General features: G+C 62.0%; 17 protein-coding genes and 2 pseudogenes. 11 read left to right on the forward strand and 8 right to left on the reverse strand.

The window, feature by feature from the left end; genetic code table 11:
• Window positions 1-164 precede the first annotated feature (164 nt).
• The 8 genes and pseudogenes from QCE64_RS31390 to QCE64_RS31425 form a co-directional block, all read left to right on the forward strand.
• Window positions 165-737 carry a hypothetical protein gene (locus tag QCE64_RS31390; protein WP_310008053.1) on the forward strand — a complete coding sequence of 191 codons (573 nt, stop codon included), beginning with the start codon at window positions 165-167 and terminating at the stop codon, window positions 735-737.
• Window positions 691-1,851 (forward strand): TrkA C-terminal domain-containing protein, encoded by a 1,161-nt coding sequence (locus QCE64_RS31395; RefSeq protein ID WP_310008054.1) that lies wholly within the window; start codon window positions 691-693, stop codon window positions 1,849-1,851. Before QCE64_RS31390 ends, QCE64_RS31395 begins: the two co-directional genes overlap by 47 nt.
• 240 nt (window positions 1,852-2,091) lie before the next feature.
• Entirely contained in the window at window positions 2,092-3,195 is a 1,104-nt protein-coding gene (locus tag QCE64_RS31400; protein ID WP_310008056.1) for an FUSC family protein, read from the forward strand.
• Window positions 3,196-3,239: 44 nt separating this feature from the next.
• Window positions 3,240-3,926, forward strand: a complete 687-nt coding sequence (locus tag QCE64_RS31405) for a YoaK family protein (protein WP_310008059.1) — start codon at window positions 3,240-3,242, stop codon at window positions 3,924-3,926.
• Window positions 3,927-4,087: 161 nt separating this feature from the next.
• A complete protein-coding gene (locus QCE64_RS31410; RefSeq protein ID WP_310008061.1) occupies window positions 4,088-4,831 on the forward strand; it encodes a haloacid dehalogenase type II in 744 nt (247 codons plus the stop codon).
• Between the two features lie 589 nt (window positions 4,832-5,420).
• On the forward strand, window positions 5,421-6,638 hold the full coding sequence (locus QCE64_RS31415; protein WP_310008063.1) for an alpha/beta hydrolase: 1,218 nt from the start codon (window positions 5,421-5,423) through the stop codon (window positions 6,636-6,638).
• An 81-nt stretch (window positions 6,639-6,719) separates the two neighbouring features.
• Window positions 6,720-7,630: pseudogene (locus tag QCE64_RS31420) on the forward strand (transposase); the annotation flags it as partial.
• 151 nt (window positions 7,631-7,781) lie between these two features.
• A pseudogene (locus QCE64_RS31425) lies at window positions 7,782-7,994 on the forward strand (ShlB/FhaC/HecB family hemolysin secretion/activation protein); the annotation flags it as partial.
• On the opposite strand, the gene QCE64_RS31430 reads toward QCE64_RS31425, so the two are convergent.
• The 7 genes from QCE64_RS31430 to norR all read right to left on the reverse strand — a co-directional run bounded on the left by QCE64_RS31430 (window position 7,978) and on the right by norR (window position 15,070).
• Window positions 7,978-8,793: a c-type cytochrome gene (locus QCE64_RS31430; protein WP_310008065.1), complete on the reverse strand. Its 816-nt coding sequence runs from the start codon at window positions 8,791-8,793 to the stop codon at window positions 7,978-7,980. The pseudogene QCE64_RS31425 and the gene QCE64_RS31430 overlap by 17 nt on opposite strands.
• Window positions 8,790-10,415 carry a b(o/a)3-type cytochrome-c oxidase subunit 1 gene (locus QCE64_RS31435; protein ID WP_310008067.1) on the reverse strand — a complete coding sequence of 542 codons (1,626 nt, stop codon included), beginning with the start codon at window positions 10,413-10,415 and terminating at the stop codon, window positions 8,790-8,792. The genes QCE64_RS31430 and QCE64_RS31435 overlap by 4 nt, the downstream gene beginning before the upstream one ends.
• Entirely contained in the window at window positions 10,405-10,971 is a 567-nt protein-coding gene (locus QCE64_RS31440) for a cytochrome C oxidase subunit II (protein ID WP_310008069.1), read from the reverse strand. Before QCE64_RS31440 ends, QCE64_RS31435 begins: the two co-directional genes overlap by 11 nt.
• Before the next feature lie 18 nt (window positions 10,972-10,989).
• Window positions 10,990-11,154 carry a hypothetical protein gene (locus tag QCE64_RS31445; protein ID WP_309820351.1) on the reverse strand — a complete coding sequence of 55 codons (165 nt, stop codon included), beginning with the start codon at window positions 11,152-11,154 and terminating at the stop codon, window positions 10,990-10,992.
• 13 nt (window positions 11,155-11,167) lie between these two features.
• Window positions 11,168-12,457, reverse strand: a complete 1,290-nt coding sequence (locus QCE64_RS31450; protein ID WP_404987650.1) for a c-type cytochrome — start codon at window positions 12,455-12,457, stop codon at window positions 11,168-11,170.
• 13 nt (window positions 12,458-12,470) lie between these two features.
• Window positions 12,471-13,082 carry a c-type cytochrome gene (locus tag QCE64_RS31455; RefSeq protein ID WP_309935430.1) on the reverse strand — a complete coding sequence of 204 codons (612 nt, stop codon included), beginning with the start codon at window positions 13,080-13,082 and terminating at the stop codon, window positions 12,471-12,473.
• A 395-nt stretch (window positions 13,083-13,477) separates the two neighbouring features.
• Window positions 13,478-15,070: a nitric oxide reductase transcriptional regulator NorR gene (gene norR, locus QCE64_RS31460; RefSeq protein ID WP_309926435.1), complete on the reverse strand. Its 1,593-nt coding sequence runs from the start codon at window positions 15,068-15,070 to the stop codon at window positions 13,478-13,480.
• A 112-nt stretch (window positions 15,071-15,182) separates the two neighbouring features.
• Here norR and hmpA point away from each other — a divergent pair, with 112 nt between their 5' ends.
• From hmpA to QCE64_RS31475, 3 genes are all read left to right on the forward strand, one after another.
• Window positions 15,183-16,364: an NO-inducible flavohemoprotein gene (hmpA, locus tag QCE64_RS31465; protein ID WP_309934868.1), complete on the forward strand. Its 1,182-nt coding sequence runs from the start codon at window positions 15,183-15,185 to the stop codon at window positions 16,362-16,364.
• Between the two features lie 163 nt (window positions 16,365-16,527).
• Window positions 16,528-16,965, forward strand: a complete 438-nt coding sequence (locus QCE64_RS31470) for a carboxymuconolactone decarboxylase family protein (protein ID WP_309926437.1) — start codon at window positions 16,528-16,530, stop codon at window positions 16,963-16,965.
• A 90-nt stretch (window positions 16,966-17,055) separates the two neighbouring features.
• Window positions 17,056-17,196 carry a hypothetical protein gene (locus QCE64_RS31475; protein ID WP_309820363.1) on the forward strand — a complete coding sequence of 47 codons (141 nt, stop codon included), beginning with the start codon at window positions 17,056-17,058 and terminating at the stop codon, window positions 17,194-17,196.
• Between the two features lie 409 nt (window positions 17,197-17,605).
• Here QCE64_RS31475 and oxlT read toward each other — a convergent pair whose 3' ends face one another.
• The gene (gene oxlT, locus QCE64_RS31480) at window positions 17,606-18,922 is read right to left on the reverse strand and encodes an oxalate/formate MFS antiporter (protein ID WP_310008071.1); all 1,317 of its coding nucleotides are present in this window, start codon (window positions 18,920-18,922) and stop codon (window positions 17,606-17,608) included.
• Window positions 18,923-19,265: the final 343 nt, after the last annotated feature.

Raw genomic sequence — 19,265 nt, forward strand, 5'->3', positions numbered from 1 at the left:
ATCGAAGTGTTTTATAACCGCAGTCGTCGTCATTCATCGCTTGGCTTCGTGTCGCCAACCCAGTTCATGCAAGACTGGGTTGTGGCTCAGCGGACAAGGGATGCGGCTGCATAACCCGGGGGCCTCTGGAAGGCGAAAAACCGAGGGAACCTCAAACCGCTTCGATGCTCGCGGGCAATGTAGCCGCGAACGTGTTGGCGGGTCTTGGTGGTGCAATCGTGGTGGGTGGTGCAGGCGCGGCCACGGCAACGAGTGCGGACCTCTACAATCGCAGCACGAGCAATGCTGACGGCAAGGGCAGCACAGGCAGCGAGTTCGTCGATAAAATCGTTGATTGGGCGAAAAACACCTATGGCGACGTACCGGGTACGCTAAGCCGTTGGTGCAATCAGATAACCGTTCAGATGAACGCGGATGCTGCGTCGACGGCGTCGCAACGACCGTCCGACCTGATTGCACAAGGTACGGCGAACGGTATCAACACTATCATCGGTTCCAAAGGTGGCGAGCCGCCGACGGCCAATCCGGGGACTGTGCTAGCAGATTCGACAGCGGGGGCGGCGGGATCGGCCGCGATGGGAACCCCAGGCTACGTGCCCAGTAATGCAACGCTCAATAGTGGGAATGGTGATGAGCCATCGGTAAACAACGGTTCAAGTAATTCGTCAAACAATTCTGGACCGGTTGAAAATGCTGACAGCGCTGATCCCGCGCTTCATGCGGACGTCGTTACGTGACGCGGCGAATGCGATCGAACAGGCATCCGGCAACGGCATCGACAGTCAAATGAACGAACGGTCGGCATCGATGCCTCTGCTGGTCGGCCGGGCATATATGGCTGGAGGGGCGGCCGGTCTCACCGTGGCCGAGATCGAGATACGTCAGCGCGATCTCATCAGCATCGAGCGGGTACGGCGCGCGGGGACATTCATCGAAATTCACGACGGCCTCGTTCTCGATCCTGACGACACCATCCTGATCGTCGGCATGCGCGACTCGGTCCTCGCGGCCGCGCGATGCTTCGGCGGCGAGGTCGCGGAGTGTCATGAGATGTCCGTCGAGATGCGCTCCCGGCAGGCCGTCTTTACCCGCGAAGGCGGGCAACGCCTGCGGCTCGTTGACGGCAGGGCGACGATCGACGGGAAGCCTCGGCGCGGCGTATATATTCAGGCCGTGACCCGGGCAGGCCGTTCACTACCCATACTCGCGAACACCGAACTGCAACACGGGGATGTCATCACCTTCTACGGTTCGCCCGAAAGCACGCTGCATGCGGCGGAGGCGGCAGGCTTCCATCTCCAGCGCTCCGACAAGACCGACTTCGTGTACATGAGCATGGGGCTCGTGGCCGGGTTGGTATTGGGCAAGTGCGTCGTTTATATCGGTGGCTTTCCGCTTACGCTCGGTGCGGGAAGCGGCTGTCTGATTGCGGGCTTGCTTTTCGGCTCGATGCGGGGCAAGCATCCGATGTACGGCGCAATGCCGCCCGCGGCTTCGCAAGCGTTCAAAGACTTCGGTCTGTCCACATTCGTTGCGGCGGTCGGTCTGGATTCGGGCGTTCAAGCGCTTCTGACAGTGAAAGAGAGCGGCATCACCCTTTTGTTGCTGGGGTTCTTCGTCACGCTGTTCCCGATGATCCTGTCCATGCTGTTCGCCCGCTACGTTTTGGGCTATCGGAACGCCGCTCTCCTGGCTGGCGCCATGGCGGGCTCACGAGGCGCGAGCCCCGCCTTCGGGCAAGTAATCGACAAGTCCGAAAGTTCGGTGGCCACCGTGCCCTTCGCCGTTACCTATGCGTTGGGATCCGTCTTGCTCGCGTTGTTGGGACCCGTTCTGATCGAGCTGGCCTGAGGGGTCCGCACGCGTGCGACGCAAGGACTGAAGCGCCCTGCCCGTTCAATCCGACACGCCATTTCCACGAGTAAATCTGGCCTAAGAATGGGAACCTATGATCTGTCTTGACGGATCGATCAGGCAACCACGGACGATCCCGCTATCACAAAGATCTGAAATCTGACGCGATCATTGCGCGTCGCCGGGCGGCCCGTATGCTGCCCAGTTCGCGCTTTCAGCGCGATTGGAGAGCGTGGCGTGTCTGAGCTTATCGAGAGGATTCTGGTCTGGTTTGAATGTATCGATCCGGGGGCGTACCGGCGCGTCAAAGGGCTACGAATCGTCACGGCATACGGCAGCGCTCTCGCGCTCGGAACCGTTCATGACATCACGGTCCTTGACCCCGGTCATGCGTCGATTGCAATGCTCGCGGGTAGCTTTGCACTCTGGGCAAGCGTGTTCGAAGCACGCGGCACGCGGTATGGATCGACGCGCGACCTCGTCATGCTATGCAGCTGCGCTGCGGTCGGCGCTTTGTTCTTTGCAATGCTCGCGCCTCTGCTGAGTCTTCCGCTAGTAAGGCAATATGGATTAGGCGGCGGCGAATGGATTCTCTTGCCCAGTGTTTTTCTGACCGGCTTTCTTCGACAATATGGCGTCCTCGGAACGGGTCTGGGTTTGCAGCTTTATATCGGCGAGCTGCTCGCCTACGGTGCTCACCTCACGCCCATCGACGTGCGCGAGATCGGTGTTGCCCTGGCGGTCGCGATCGTCGCGTCGGTCGTGCCTCGCCTCCTGACCGGTCCGAACGAAATGCCGGCCGCTGCGGCATCACCGTCGCATTCTTCCTGTCGCGCGTCCAGCCTCTCGGCCGAGTGCATCATTGGGCTGCAGGCAAGTGCCACGGCGGTGATCATCATCGTGTTGAACAGCGTGTTCGGACTCATTCAACCTGTGTGGGCCATCACGGCCGCCGTATGCGGCACGACCGTGACAGCAACCGGTACGGTCGCGCGCATGAGGCGGCGAATCATCGGGACACTCGTCGGCGTGCCGCTCGGGCTCGCGTGCCTGCCTATTGCGACGCATGCACCCCTCATCGTGTGTGGTGCTGTGGCACTCGCTCTCATCGTCTATACGGTGACGCTATCCGATCGCTATGACATCGCTTGCGCCGCCTTTTCTTTCGTCTTAGTGATAACGCTTGCCGCCACGGGAGAACATTCGGTTTCGGTGCTCGTTGCCCGCGCGTGGGAAACACTTCTCGGCGGAATGATCGCGCTGGTGATGGCCGTGTATGTGATTCCCCTGCGTCCGGTGCGAGAGTCCGAAGCGGCGGCAACGGGACGCACCCTTCATTGACCGTCGTAACGCGATCAGATATTCAATGTTTTGGAGGAGTTGACATGACGGCTCTTGAACTGGCCGGGAGGAGCCGCGGCGTCGCTGTCCTGCTGACACTGTCCGGTGGATTTCTGGACGCCTTTACCTATGTCGGGCACGGCGGTGTATTCGCAAACGCAATGTCGGGGAACATTGCCCTTCTCGGTATCAATGTGGCCAGCGGAGACTGGACGCAGGCTGCACGACATGTTCCACCGCTCATTGCCTTCGCTTTTTCGGTATGTGTCGTCCACATGCTGGGCCTGGCCACAATCGCCCGATTCGTGACGCGCCCGGCCCTTGCGTGCCTTGTTCTCGAGATCGGCTTTCTGGCGCTGGCTGCCAGCAATCTGCTCAGCCTGCCGGATTTCGTCCTGATTCCCGGCATAACGTTCGTTGCGACATTGCAAACATTATCGTTCACTCACGTCGAAAACGTGACCTACACGTCCGTGATGACGACAGGCAATCTACGACGGGCCACGAAGCGGCTGCTCGAAGGGTTGATTCCGCGCTATGACAAGGCGGCGCTACATGATGCCTCGCTCCTTGGAGCCGCGGGTCTGTGCTTTCTGACGGGAGCGGTTCTAGGCGCCTATACGACTGCGGCAATGATGAATAATGCCCTCTGGATTGCGGTCCTTCTGCTTCTCTCGGCGCTGACGCGGATGTGCCAATTATCGCGCAGCGATTATGTTCGACATTCTTGAGAAAGCGGCGGTTCGCTCCTCTCGTGATCTCGAACATGCAGTGTTGAATCAGTGTTTCCGACATCGCCGCTCGAACTCCTGAATCTGGTGGAATCGGCAAGGTCATATACCGGACTATTCCAGCTACAAACCAAACGGCGTGAGGAATAGAAACCAAAAAATTGCGAAAGTCCCGCCCTACTTCAGACAGGGGTCAAGATGAATTCTCTTCGGCATTAATTTTTGACGTGCAGGGAAGCACGACTGATTTTCGCTCAACCGTGTCCGCAGCGGCCCGTACCATCGCCTCAGATCGCGCGACGGGCGTCGACTGGGGACGTTTTGTCGATGAATGGCGGCGGAAATATCGTCCGGCGCTCGATGCAGTTCTCGCGGGAACCGAACCTTGGAGGCCGGTGGATCGAATCTATAGGTCAGTACTCGACGAAGTCATAGACGAATATAACGTGGGGTTCCTGACGCTCGACGAGCGTGAGCGCATCAACTTTGCGTGGCAGACGATTGAGCCATGGCCCGATGCTGTCGAAGGGCTGCAACGGCTGAAGCGGCGTTTCAAACTGGTGACGCTATCGAATGCGGACGTCAGCGCGATGATCAATATTTCAAAGCGCGGGTCGTTGCCGTGGGACGCAATCTTCACCGGCGAAATGATCCAGACGTTCAAGCCAGATCCGCACACCTACGAAATGGCCTTGCGCTATCTTGGCCTATCGGCTGGTGAAGCGATGATGGTCGCGTGTCACAAATATGACCTGTACGCGGCACGCGAGCTCGGACTGAAAACGGCTTTCGTTGCGCGTCCTCTTGAGTTTGGGCCCGACTGCAACGTCGACACTTCGTTTGAAGATGGCTTTGATATTAACGCGCATGATTTTCTTGAACTCGCGACCCAGTTGGGATGCTGAGGGCGAATACCTCAAACACTTTTGCGAGGTCTTGGATGCGCGCCGAAGGTCTTCTATGCGCGTCAAAGACCTCCTTTCGTGATGGTATCAAGTCATACATTTGATCGTTTGACTTTACAGTCGGCACAACAATGTAGTCGAGTGCATGTGTTCTGTCCCATCCGCAGAGACAGCTCCACGATGTAATACTAAGCTAACTTCACGCCAATATTCTGGCCCATATCGCAACATTTAGAAAAGGATTGACACGATTTTTGAGCCAAATGAGCCGATAAGGGTCAAACGATTCTACAGTCGCGCACCTGGTAACACCCCGTAAATGGGCCGAACTTTTAGCTCCGGAGGTCAGATTTGCGTTCGTTTTCCACCGCACTCTGATCCATGGGCAATGCTTAGGATCTCGGTCGTAATTTGATCTGATTGTGCCTACGTCTCGTTCGCGCGTGAACCTATGGGCAGGTTCGCGAACGCGAACGTCCGACCGTGACGCCCAGTTCAATAGCAGCGGAGCCTGCCAGATGACGGTAATCAACCGGGCCAATGTAATCGTCAGCAGCTGAACATTAACTTTACCTAGGAGTAGTAGAGCATGAAACTTGATGAATGGCTGTCTAACGACGCCAGCACAAAAGTCAACGTGCGAGGAAGAACGATGTGGTCAAACTGGTCTAGGACTCTCATCTCAGGGATTGTTCTTTCTTTCGCGTGTTCTGCTGTACAAGCGCAGCCAGGTAATCGAAGCAGCACCTCGGAATCCAATCCGATCGCGCAAGACAGCTTCTTCTTTGTGGGCGGTAGCTACGTTGGCGATTCAGCCAAACCGGTCATGCATGGCCAGATGTACGTGGAAAAACTCACGCCTACCCGGCGCCTCCATCCCTACCCAATCGTCCTTATCCACGGCGCGGGGCAAACTGCCACCAACTGGATGGGCACACCCGACGGCCGGGAAGGCTGGGCCAAGTTCTTTGTGGCTCAAGGCTACGAGGTCTATATGGTAGACCAGCCAGCGCGTGGACGATCGGCCTGGCAAGAAGGCATCGACGGTAAGTTGAGCACCTTCGACGCGAAAACCGAAGAGAGCCTGTTCTCCGTTCCCGAGCAATTTAATCTCTGGCCGCAGGCCAAGTTTCATACTCAATGGCCGGGTAGCGGTCCGAGTCACGGCAAAATCGGCGATCCAGTTTTCGACCAGTTCTATTCAACACAGGTGCAGTTCCTCGCCAGCAATGCGGAAACGGAGACGTTGATTCAGCACGCTGCTGCGGCGTTGCTGGATAAGATCGGACCGGCGATCGTGCTCACCCACTCGCAGTCCGGTCCGTTCGGCTGGTTGATCGCGGATGCGCGGCCAAAGCTCGTCAAGGCGATTATTGCCGTCGAACCCTCGGGCCCACCGTTCCAAAACGAGATCCCGTTCGGCACCGACAAAGCGCGTGCCTGGGGTGTGACCGACATTCCGATGACTTATGATCCGCCGATCACCGATCCTTCGCAGTTGCAGATCGAACAACAAGCCACGCCGGACAAGCCGGACCTGGTGCGATGCTGGAGCCAGAAGGCACCGGTGCATTCATTGGTGAACCTGAGTGGTATCCCGGTGATGATGGTGACGTCGGAAGCCTCATACCACTCCGCGTATGACCACTGCACCGCCCGGTATCTGAAACAGGCAGGGGTGAACACCGACTTCGTGCGGCTGCCTGACGTCGGCATTCATGGCAACGCGCACATGATGATGCTTGAGAAGAACAACCTCCAGATTGCTGGTCTAATCAGTTCGTGGCTTGGCAAGAACGTCAAATAGGCGATCCTGAAAAATCTCGAAGTCCCTTACTGACGGGCTGTTAAGGGCGAAACTGGATTACCGGAATTGCAGGATACGGGGCGCCTGGCCGGGTTGATCGACTGGGCGCATCTCGGCACGACGATGAGTGCAAGCTTCGTGTCTGTTGCCGGACGACCCGCGACATCCCCGCGCTTGATTGCTGGTTTGTTCTATCTTCAACACACGTTTGACCTGTCCGATGAAGAGGTTGTGTGGCAGTGGGTCGAAAACCCTTATTGGCAAGTCTTCACGGGCGAAGTGTTTCTGCAGACCGAGCCACCCATCGATCCGTCGAGCCTAACGCGCTGGCGCAAACGACTCGGTGAGGCGATGTCGAACGGCAAGTCGAGCGGGTATCGGAGTCGGGCCGCATCGCATTGCTCGAACTGATTGCTCAAACGAAGCGCATCCTGTCGCAAAAGCCCAGGGACAAGAACAAGCTCTACGCACTACACGCTCCCGAAGTCGAGTGTCTAGCCAAAGGCAAGGCTCGTATGCCTTATGAATTTGGGGTGAAAGTGTCGAGCACGACGACGCATAAGGAAGGGTTGGTCGTCGGGGCTCGCTTGATGCCGGGAAATCCGTACGATGGTCACACGCTGGCAGAGGCGTTGGAGCAAGCCGCAATTCTGAGTGATGTAAGTCCGGAGGTGGCGATTGTGGATCGCGGATACAAGGGCGTTGCGATTGAAGGCGTAAAGATCTATCACCCGGGTATGCGTCGCGGCATCACGCGTGGACTGCGCGCGATGATCCGCCGGCGAAGCGCAATCGAGCCCGCCATCGGCCACATGAAGACAGACGGCAGGCTTGATCGGAATTGGCTCAAAGGTGCATTAGGCGATGCGATTCACGCAGTGTTGTGCGGCGCGGGTCACAACCTGAGGATGATCCTCAGGAGGCTGAGGCTTTTTTACGTCTTGATGCTGAGCTTGTTCTTCAGCATGCCTCCTCGAATGTTCCTCTCGTAACTCAACTCGTGCAGGGCTCGGCGCATTGTTCAGGGTCGACTCGATAAGATCGCTGATTGGGCGAACAACACACGTCACGACGCACCGGGTACGCCAAGCCGTTGGGGCAATCAGATCGCTGGTCAGATGAACGCGGATGCTGCGGCGACTTGCACGCGTCGGCTACGGGCGCGTGTTCGGCCCAAACACGGCATTCCTTGCAGGCACCCGGTTGCTGGGAGCGGTACTCGGCATCCGAGGCAGTCTTCCGCTCAAGCTCGCGGCCCTGAAGTACGACCTCTTCGCGGGCACCCCGCTCCTCAAACCCGCCTCGCTCATCACGGCGCGCGTGACGCTCGGTTTTCAGCTCACTGCCCAGATCTGACCTTTTCCAGCTCCCGCGCGTAATACATCGCCGCCGCATCAATCTCCTCGGCGGTCATGTTGCGCGCCACGTTCCGCATGACGCCATCGATATCATTGGTCCGCGCCCCGCTCGCGAACGCCAGCAACTGCGACTTCGTATAAGCCGCCGGCAGACCATCGAGCCAGGGACTTCCCGCCTTGCTGTCGATGCCGCCATGACACACCGCGCACGGCGCCACATTCCGCATCGGCGCTCCGTGCGCGACGATCGCCGGCGCACGCGCATCGCTCACCTTGCGCTGCGCCGGCGGTCGCGGCAGGCTCGCGTAATACGCCGCGAGATCGCGCATGTCCTGATCGCTCAGGTTCATCGCCATCGGCGACATCACGGCGTTGCTGCGCGCGCCGTTCTGAAAATCGATCAACTGCTTGTAGATCACCGCCGCATACTGGCCTGCCAGATTCGGCGAGTTCGCATCGCTCATGCCGCGCTCGCCATGACACATCGTGCAGCGCAAGGCCAGCGTCGCGCCTCGTCCGATGGAATTCGAACTGACCGTCGCGAGCAGTTGCGGCGTCATCTCGACGCTCGTCAGCTTCGCCTCCGGCTCGACGATCACGCCTCCCGCGTACCAGCTGCGCGGCACGCCCGCCGCGCTGCAGATGGCGTTCCAGATGCCGCTGAACTGCGCATCGCGCTGCACCGAAGGCAGCCACACGAAGCCGATCAGCGCCGCCACGATGGCGATCCCGATCGTCCCCAGCACGCTGACCGTGAACCAGCGGTTGCGGAAAGTGAAGAGGCGTTCGTCGCTCATCGCGCGGCTCCGATGGGCACGGCAGGCACCGACGTGTCGGAGCGCGCGAGCAGTTGCGCGATCGGATAGCCGTAGTTGACGAGCGTGAGCCCGATCATCAGCGTGAGCCACAGGGCAAAGCTGTTCAGCGCCACCGGAATGCTGCTCGGCTCGTGCACCGCGCGGCTGAAGCGGAACGGCTCGATCGTGGCGCGCGGCGTGCGATGCGCCTTCACCAGCACGATGAAGAACAGCACCGCCGACACCAGCAGAATCAGCGCGCCCACCACCGAGATCACCACGGACAGCGCCTGCGCCGCGATCTCCGGATCGCTGTAGTCATAGAAGGCCATGCGTCGCGGCATGCCCAGCAGGCCGACGAAATGCCACGGGAACGTCAGCACGATCATGCCGATGAACCACAGCCACAGTTGCCAGCGCATCAGCTTCGGATGCAGCAGCGGCCGCCCGGTCAGATGCGGCCACAGATCGTAGGCAATCACGAAGTACATGATGACGATCGCCCCGCCGAAAATCAGGTGGAAGTGCCCGGTCACCCACTGCGTGTTGTGAATCGTCGAATCGAGCTGGTAGCTCATGTTGATGAGGCCGCCCGCGCCGCCAAAGCCGAGCATCACGAACGAAAACGCCACGGCCAGCATCATCGGATTGTCCCAGGGCAGCGCCTTAAGCCAGCCCAGCGGGCCGCGTCCGCCGCGCAGCCGCGCCGCGATCTCCACCGACGCGCAGATCGTGAACACGGTCAGCAGCGTCGGCACGGCGACGAGCGCGGTGAACACCGAATGCATGAACTTGAAGCCCGAGCCCACTTGCGGATCGGCGAACAGGTGATGGATCCCGATCGGCATCGACACCACGAGGAACAGGATGAACGAGATGCGCGCCATGGCATCGCTGTACAGACGGCCGCCGATCGCGCGCGGGATGATTGTGTAGTACGCCACGTAGGCGGGCACCAGCCAGAAATAGACGATGGCGTGCAGCGTCCACGAGAAGAAGATGCGAGCGAGGCCGGCATCGATGGTCGTCTTCCAGCCGAAGGCCACCGGCAGGATCAGGAACAGCACTTCGATCGCCGCGCCCACCGCGGTCCAGCCCCACAGATAGGCGCCCGCGACGGTCGCGAACATCGCGAGCGGCACCGGCTTGCCGCGGTTCTCGCGCTTCCACGCCGCGAGGTTCACCGACATCAGCGCAACCCACACCCACGAGCCCACCACGACCAGTACCACGCCGATGTAATAGAAGACATTGCCGATCATCGGCGGATAGAAGGTGTAGAGGACCGAAGCCAGACCCATCGCCACCGGTATGGTTGCCGTGATCGCGCCCGCTGCTACCAGCCAGAAGCCCAGCCACGCCCAGCGCAAACCCGCGAGCGGACGCTTCAGCGCCAGTTCGCTGACGGCATAGCCGAAGCCCATCGCCACGAGCGTCGGAAAGGCATAGCCCATCACGGTGCCGTGCTCCGTCACCGAGCGGTAGTACAGCTCCGGATTCTGCAGCCACGGATGCAGTGGACTGCGCACCAGCATCTGCCATGCGCCGAGCAGGAGCGCGATGCCGAAGGCGCCGAACGCCAGCCAGAAATGCGCGAGGACGAGCCGCTTGCTATTGAACACAGGACACTCTCCGCGAACGGGCCGGCAGCTTGGCGGCCCTCTCCATGAACTCGGCGCGATCGATCACCTTCACGTGCGCCCACATGTTCTGATGCCCGGTGCCGCAGTACTCGTGGCAGGGCATCAGATGATCGCCGGTCGTCTCGAAGGTCGTCTTGAAGGTCGAGACATAACCCGGTTCCAGCATCGAATTGATGTTGGTGCCGGTGATCAGGAAGCCATGTACGACGTCCGCCGCCGTCGCGCGGAACGTCACCGGCACGCCCGCCGGCACCACCAGGCATTGCGGCGTGAACGAATACTGCTGCGCGACGATGCGCACCGTCACCGAACCATCCGCCTCCGGTGCGCTGCCCAGATTGCTCTCGATGAATTCGCCCGACACGCCGAGCGTCTCCGGCCGCACGGTCTCGACCCGCGACGGCGGCATCATCGCCCAGTGCAGGCCGGTGTAGACGACCATCCCGACCAGCAGCACGGCGATCGCGAGGACGAGGATCGCCCAGCGCCGCTCCACGCGTTCGGCAGTGTCATGCGAGCTTGGATCGATGGCCATAGGCGAAGTCTGGATGAATCACCGGATCACGCCGCGCGGCAGGAACACGGCGAAGTAAAAAACGAACCACATGCCGATCACGATCGCAGTCGAGATACCGGCCAGCACGATTGCGCCGCTCGGGCCGCGCTTCACAATCTCGTCGAGCTTCGCGTCTTCCTCGGCGTTCGGGTCTTCGTTCATGGTCGTCAGGGTTCTAGTAAAGCGGCGCCGAGCGCAGTTCGTTCACGTCCTTCACCGTCACCGGCGCGCCCTGGTTGCCCCATGCGGTGCGGATGTAGGTCACCACCGCCGCCACCTCGACATCGGACAGCGCTTGCGCGAACGGCGGCATGCCATACGGCTTCGGATTCTTGAACGTGCCAGGCGGATAACCGCCGTTCAGCACCATGCGGATCGGGTTCACGGCCGAGTTCATCACGATCGACTGATTGTTCGCGAGCGGCGGAAAATCCGGCGGCTTGCCCTCGCCGCGCGCAGCGTGGCACTCGGCACATTGGGCGTCGTAGATCTTCTTGCCGAGCGGCGCGAGACTCGTCTGCTGCTCCATCACCGCCGGTCCGGGCGGCGCGGACTTGTCGCCGGAACGCGCGGGCAGCGCCTTCAGATAGACGGCCATCGCGCGGACGTCGTCCTCGCTCAGATATTGGAGGCTGTCGTACACCACTTCGGCCATCGGGCCGTACACCGCGCCGCGATGACTCACGCCCGCATGCAGCAAACCGACGATGTCGTCCATGCTCCAGTCGCCGAGGCCTGCCTCCCGGTTCGAGGTCAGCGAAGGCGCGTACCAGTTCTGGATCGGGATCAATCCGCCTTCGAATGCCTTGGAGCTCACGTTGCCGCCGAGTGCGTTGATCGCGGTGTGGCACATCGAGCAATGTCCGAGTCCTTCGACCAGATACGCGCCGCGATTCCATTCCACCGATTGCTTCGGGTCCGGCCGGTACTCGCCCTCCCTGAAGAACAGAGAGCGCCAGCCAAACAGCAGTTGCCGCTTGTTGAACGGAAAGCGCAGTTCGTGCGGCCGGTTCGGCTGGTGCACGGGCGGCGTCGACATCAGGAACGCGTAGATCGCGTCGGAATCGGCGCGCGTGACTTTCGTGTAGGACGTGTACGGCATCGCCGGATAGAGCAGCGAGCCGTCGCGCGACTTGCCGTCGTGCATCATCCGGTAGAACTCGTCGGCGCTCCAGCCGCCGATGCCCGTCTCCCGGTCCGACGAAATGTTGGGCGTGAAGAGCGTGCCGAACGGCGTGTCCATCGGCCGGCCGCCGCCGAAGGTCCGGCCGGCGGGCAGCGTATGGCACGCGATGCAATCGCCCGCGCGCGCCAGATACTCGCCGCGCTTGATCGTCTCCGCGCGGTCCTGCGCATGGACCTGCCTCAACGGTGCCAGCAGCAACACCGCCCATGCCGCGCATGCCGCGCATGCCGCCAGTAGAACCGCGACGGTCAGCGCTCCGGAGGGTCGAAATCGGCGCACGTCGGGGTCCTCGTCAGTGGGGAACGCTGCCGCAGGCGAGCGGCATCGTGAGCGAACCGGCCGCCACCGGCGCCGGATCAGCCGGCGCGGGCAGCGAGGCCAGGTACGCGGCGATCCCGGTGATGTCGCGATCGGAGAGCAGCTTGGCGATCTGGCCCATGCAATCGGGCGCGGCCGTGGTGCGGGTGCCGTAGCGCCATGCGCCCAGTTGCGCGCTCAGATAATCGGCATGCAGGCCCAGCAGGCCGGGGATGGCAGGCTCCATGCCGGTCATCGCCGGGCCGTGGCAGCTGATGCAGGCAGGCACGCTGCGCACCGGATCGCCTTTCGTGACCAGCGACCTGCCCAGTTCGAGCGTTTTTGCATCGACACTGACGGGCGCCGGCGGCGGGAACGGCGGACGCTCGCCCGCGAAGTACGCGGCAATCTCCTTCAGATAGGCATCCGGAAGATAGGCGAGCAGGTAATTCATCGGCGGATATTTGCGCCGGCCGTCGCGGAAGGCGAGCAACTGGTTGTACAGGTAGCCGGCAGGCTTGCCGGACAGGCGCGGGAAATAGTCGTTGTCCGTGCCCTCGCCGTGCGCGCCGTGGCAGGCGGCGCAGCCCATCACGCGGGCCTGCATGGTGTCCGGCGCGCGCTCGGTGGCCGGCGCGTCCGCGGCGAACGCCCCGCTGCCGAAACACAGCAATAGTGCGCACACGATGAACGTGCTGAGCTTCGCCGCGTCTGTCACGTTCTGCACGTAACCCCCGGTTGTCGAAATGCCGTGTTCGAAATGCCGTTGTCGATACGCCGCGCGGGACAGGCCCGCATCCGGCACGCTGCTTCAAGGCACTGCAGTGAACATGCTGTCGATGGGTTGCGTCAGGCTGTTCTGATACTAGAAGACAGCGCCCGCTTTTCCCAGCACCGGGATTGTCTCAATGCGCGCGCACGCCGCGTGGCGGGCACGAGCGCGTTTCTTGATCTAAAACAATCTATTCAATATTTTCGGGATAGGCAAAGAGCCGGCCGCGCTCACTTGAGCCCAAGGCGCTTCGCGAGACGATTCAGGTTGGCCCGATCCAGACCCAGCTCGCGGGCCGCGGACGCCCAGTTCTGCTCATGACGCCTGAGCGTATCGAGGATCAGCGCGCGTTCGTAGGCGCTCACCGCTGCACGAAAGTCCGTGCCGCTTGCCGACAGCGGCGGCGGCGCGGCGGACGCCTGCGTCGGGGCGGCATCGCCATTGAGCGCGAGATCGGCGGCGCTGAGCGTCAGGATGCGCGGACGCTCGCGGTGCGACGCCAGCGCCTTCAACGCGCTCCGGCCGATCAGATGCTCCAGTTCGCGCACGTTTCCCGGCCAGCGATAGGCCAGCAGCGCGGCCTGGGCGTCGGCGGCGAGGCGCAGACTCAGCAGGCCGAGACGCGAACGGTTTTCCTCGAGGAAGAAGCCGGCCAGCAGCAGCACGTCGCGGCCGCGCTCGCGCAGCGCCGGCACGACCAGCGGATAGACCGACAGCCGGTGATACAGGTCCGCGCGGAACCGCCCTTCGCGCACTTCTTCGGCGAGATCGCGATTGGTCGCGGCGATCAGCCGTACATCCACCTTGTGTTCGCTGTCCGAACCGATGCGCTGCAACTGCCCGTTCTGCAGCACGCGCAGCAGTTTCGCCTGCACGGGCAGCGGCAGTTCGCCGACTTCGTCGAGAAAGAGGGTGCCGCCGTCGGCGAGTTCGAACTTCCCGCGCCGGTCCGACGACGCCCCCGAAAACGCCCCTCGCACATGCCCGAAGAGCTCGCTTTCGACGAGCGTATCCGGCAGCGCGGCGCAGTTGAGGCTGACGAGCGGCTTGTCGGCGCGCGGCGACAGCGCGTGAATCTCGCTCGCGACGAGTTCCTTGCCGACGCCCGTCTCGCCCGTCACAAGCACGGTGAGATCGCTCGAGGCGACGATCGCGATCTCCTCCAGCATCCGCCGATGCCGATCGCTGCCGCCGATCATCTCGCGCCGCTTCGGCCCGCCTGCCTGCCGGTAAGCCTCCGCGCGATGACGCTCCGCCTCCCTCGAACGCGCCAGCCGGTCGATGCGCCCCGCGACGCTCACCGTCGCCGCCGCAAGACTCAGAAACGCTTGCAGCGAGGCCATGTCGATGCCGTCGAAACGGGCGGGATCGAGCGCGTCGAGGGTCAGCAGGCCCCACGCGCGGCCATCGATCCACAGCGGGCAGCCCAGGCAGTCGTGCACCTCCAGATGGCCGCTCAAGCCCTTGACGAGGCCGTCATAGGGATCGGGAAGGTCGGAGCTGGCGGAGAAGCGTGTCGGCGCCTCGTGCGCAAGGATGCGCGCGAAACGCGGATGTTCGCTCACCCGGAAGCGCCGCCCGAGCGTATCGCCCGACAGACCGTCGATGGCGAGCGGCACGAGCGTGTCGCCGTCGAGCCGCAGGAGCGCGGTGGCGTCGCTCGGAAAAAGCGCGCGGGACGTATGCAGCAGACGCCGGTAGCGCTCGGTGTCCGGCATCTCGCTCGACAGATCCTCGATGAGCGGAACCAGCGCGTCGAGCAGCACGCGCGAAGTCATTGCGACTACGTCAGCAGTCTTTTTGACTAGAGTCGAATCGACCATATAAATCTTCAAAGCATTGATTTAACGACGATTCTACCTTGGCACAAAACCTGTATTGGAGTTTGCACAGACTTCCGATGCGCCATGCATCTTCATCAACGAGGAAAGAACCATGCTGTCAGCCGAACACCGTGCCATCGTCAAGGCAACCGTTCCCCTGCTCGAAAGCGGCGGCGAAGGGCTCACCACCCATTTCTACGCCCGGCTGCTCGCCGACTATCCCGAAGTCCGCCCGATGTTCAATCACGCGCACCAGGCGAGCGGCGCGCAACAGCGCGCGCTCGCCAACGGGGTGCTGATGTATGCGCGCCATATCGATGAACTGGAGAAGCTCGGCGGGCTCGTCGGCCAGATCATCCATAAGCACGTCGCGCTGAATATCCTGCCCGAGCATTATCCGATCGTCGGACGCTGCCTGCTCGCATCGATCCGGGACGTGCTCGGCGCGGAGATCGCCACCGATGCCGTCATCGACGCTTGGGCCGCCGCCTACGGGCAACTCGCCGATCTGCTGATCGGGCTCGAGGAAGGCATCTACAGCGAACGCGAACAGGCGCCCGGCGGCTGGCGCGGCACGCGGCGCTTCGTCATTGCCCGCAAGGAAAAGGAAAGCGACGAGATCACGTCGTTCTACCTGACGCCCGAAGACGGCGGCGCCCTGCTCGACTTCCGTCCGGGCCAGTACATCGGCTTGCGGGTGGTAATCGACGGCGAGGAAGTGCGTCGCAACTATTCGCTGTCGGCCGCGCCGGATGGCCGCGAGTACCGCATCAGCGTGAAGCGCGAGGCGAACGGCAAAGTCTCCGGCTTCCTGCACGAGCACAAGCACGCCGGCGACGTGCTCGAACTCTATCCGCCCGCCGGCCATTTCACGCTCGAACCCGGCGAGAAGCCGGTCGTGTTCATCAGCGGCGGCGTCGGCATCACGCCGACGCTCGCGATGCTGCACACCGCGCTCGTGACGCAGCGTCCGGTCACGTTCATTCATTCGGCGCGGCACGCCGGCGTGCATGCGTTCCGCGAGACCATCGAGACGCTGGCGGCGCGCCATCCGCAGCTCAAGCGCTTCTACTGCTACGAGCACGCGCGCGACGGCGATCATCCGGCGGACGGAATCGGTTTCGTCGACGAAGCCTTGCTCGACAAGTGGCTGCCCGCGGATCGCGACCTCGATGCCTATTTTCTTGGGCCCAAGCCCTTCATGAAAGCCGTGAAGAAGCACTTGAAGGCGCTTGGCGTGCCCGAGTCGCAGAGCCGTTATGAATTCTTCGGCCCGGCAGCGGCGCTCGACTGAACGCCTTGACGCGGGTGTTCGAAACCGCGGCGCAGCTTGCCGCGGTTTTTTTCGTCCGGCGAAGACTTCCACTGGTTACCCCATATTCCACAAAACCGGCTATTTGAATAGGCCACCATCCGGCCTATTCTGAACCTGTCCAAACCCACCAAGGAGCAGCGCCATGGAATCCCGTCTCGACTTCTACAAGGCCAATCCCGCCGCTATCAAGGCCCTCGTTGGCGTGGAAGAGCGCATCGGCAAATCCGCGCTCGAAAAGTCCCTGACCCATCTGGTGCGCCTGCGCGCGTCGCAAATCAACGGCTGCGCGTTCTGCGTCGACATGCACACCACCGATGCCCGCAAGGGCGGCGAGACGGATCGCCGTCTTGCGACCGTCGTGGTATGGCGCGAGACGCCGTTCTTCACGGATCGAGAACGCGCCGCGTTCGAATGGACCGAAGCACTGACGCTGGTCTCGCACGACCATGTGCCGGACGCCGTCTGGCAAGCTGTGAAGCCGCATTTCAGCGACGAGGAAATCGTCGACCTGACGCTGCTCGTAACCGCGATCAATGCATGGAACCGTTTCGCCATCAGCTTCCGCAAGCTGCCCGCCTGACGCGCCCGGCCCACTTTGACGATCCGGGCGTCGCAATGTGACTATGATGGCAGGCACCTTCCATGAACATGGCGCCCTGCCCATCTGATCGTGAATCTTCGTTCTCTTCGCCTCGCCGTCCTGGTCATCGCCGCGTCACTCGCGCTCGGCGGCTGCGGTCTGTTCGGCTGCGGCGGCGTGGCCACCAACGGCGGCGGCTTCGGCGGTTGCAGCGTCGGCACGCGCTTCTGAGGCTTCTCCCTCATTCGGCAGGGCTCGCATTGAGCCCGCGAAGCGGCGTCCTTCCCCACGGGAGCAGGGTTTTCCGGCAAGCCGTTCCCGCCGACACTGTCTCCAACCACCCGTTTGGAGAAAATCATGGACGCTGACCTCGCTCTCGCCCTCTTCGCATGCGCTTCACTGGCATCGGCACTGAGCTTTCCGGCGTGGCTCGCCATGATCGAACGGCGCACGCCACGGTACGTCACAGTCACGGCTGCCGTCCGGCCGACGAGATAAGAGAGCGAGGAGACCATCCGCCGGCGGCTGCACAACACGCGCAATCGCAATCGGCCTGCGGGCCGCCTCGTCAGTCGCAAGCCGCGAAACGCGCGAGCTCGATAACAATAAAACGGGCGACACGCCGGGTCGCCCGTCCTGGTCACTCCTTCATGGCAGGCGTATAAGGCAGATCCAGTGCCGCCGCGCGCGCATGCCGCACCGTATGCGCCTGACGCATCGGCTTCAGCACGAAGAGCGCAAGCAGCGCCGAGAGCGCCGCCATCCCCGCCGCGAGCATGAACACGGCGTGCCAGCTTCCGGTCATCGACGTGATGACGCTCGAAAATGGCACCAGCAGCGCAGCCGTGCCCTTGGCCGTATAGAGCAGCCCTGCATTGGTGGCCGCGAACTTCGGGCCGAAGGTGTCGCCGCAGGTCGCCGGGAACAGGCTGTAGATCTCGCCCCAGGCGAAGAACACGATGCCGGTCAGCACCACGAAGGCCACCGGATTCTGTCCATAGCGCGACAGCGCGACGATGCCCACCGCCTCGATGGCGAACGCGATGAACATCGTGTTCTCGCGCCCGATGCGGTCCGATACCCAGCCGAAGAAGGGTCGCGTGAGGCCGTTGAGCACGCGGTCGATGGTCAGCGCGAAAGTGAGCGCCGGCAGCGTCAGGCCGAGCAGCGAGACGGGTGAATCATGCAGGCCGAAGTCCTTCGCGATGGGACCGAGTTGCGCGGTGGCCATCAGGCCGCCTGCCGCCATCATCACGAACATCAGGTACATGACCCAGAAGATCGGCGAGGCCAGCACCTGCTTCGGGCTGGCGTTGTAGACGGCCGCCTTGACCGCGCTTTTCATGGAGGCAAGCAGTTGAACCGGCGGGGCATAGAGCGCCATGCCGAGCAGGAAGACCACGAGTCCCTGTCCCAGCCCGAACCACAGGAAGGTCGCTTCATAGCCGCTCGATTTGATCATGTGCGCGATGGGCACGACGGTCGCCGCCGATCCCATGCCGAAGCCCGCCGCCGTGATGCCCGCCGCCAGCCCGCGCCGCGCCGGAAACCACTTCAGCGCATTGCCGACGCAGGTGCCGTACACCGCGCCCGCGCCCACCCCGCCGACGGCCGCCGCGAAATAGAGCAAGGGCAGCGAAGACGCCACCGAGTTGAGCGCCCAGGCAATCGCGCAGAGCAGACCGCCGCCCACGACGACCGGACGCGGACCGTATTTGTCGACCAGATAGCCTTCCACCGGAACGAGCCAGGTCTCGGTCACGACGAAGATCGTGAACGCCACCTGAATGGCGGCGCGGCCCCAGTGATACTTCTCATCGATCGGATTGACGAAGAGCGTCCAGCCGTATTGCATGTTGGCGATCATCGCCATGCAGATCACGCCGAAAACCAATTGCACCCACGGCGAAGCGAGACGCGAGGTCCTGCCTTCGCGGTCCATCTGGTCCGTTCCCATGCCTGTCTCCTTGGCAATCATGCCTTGTGTATGCGTGCGCCGATCGGCGCCTCTCGCGGCATGAGCAGCGTCGCCGCATATACACAGTATTTGATATATCAAGTAAGTCAAGCGAAAGAAACGACGGGGTTTTCACGGAGAAAACCGGGCATCGTAAGCGCTTGAAAGCTGGAGGAGAGGCAGAACGAAGGGCAAAAAAAAACCCGGCAGAGACAGGCCTGCCGGGCGATGAGCGTGGGCGAGACATGGCAATCCGCAACACGCCCTCTCTTTATATTGAAAGATAAACGTAATGTAAACGGAAATTTATGTAGGGTTTACGATCCGGCCGGTTTCGCCTGTT

Source organism: Caballeronia sp. LZ043 (assembly GCF_031451075.1).
In the GTDB taxonomy this organism is placed as follows: domain Bacteria; phylum Pseudomonadota; class Gammaproteobacteria; order Burkholderiales; family Burkholderiaceae; genus Caballeronia.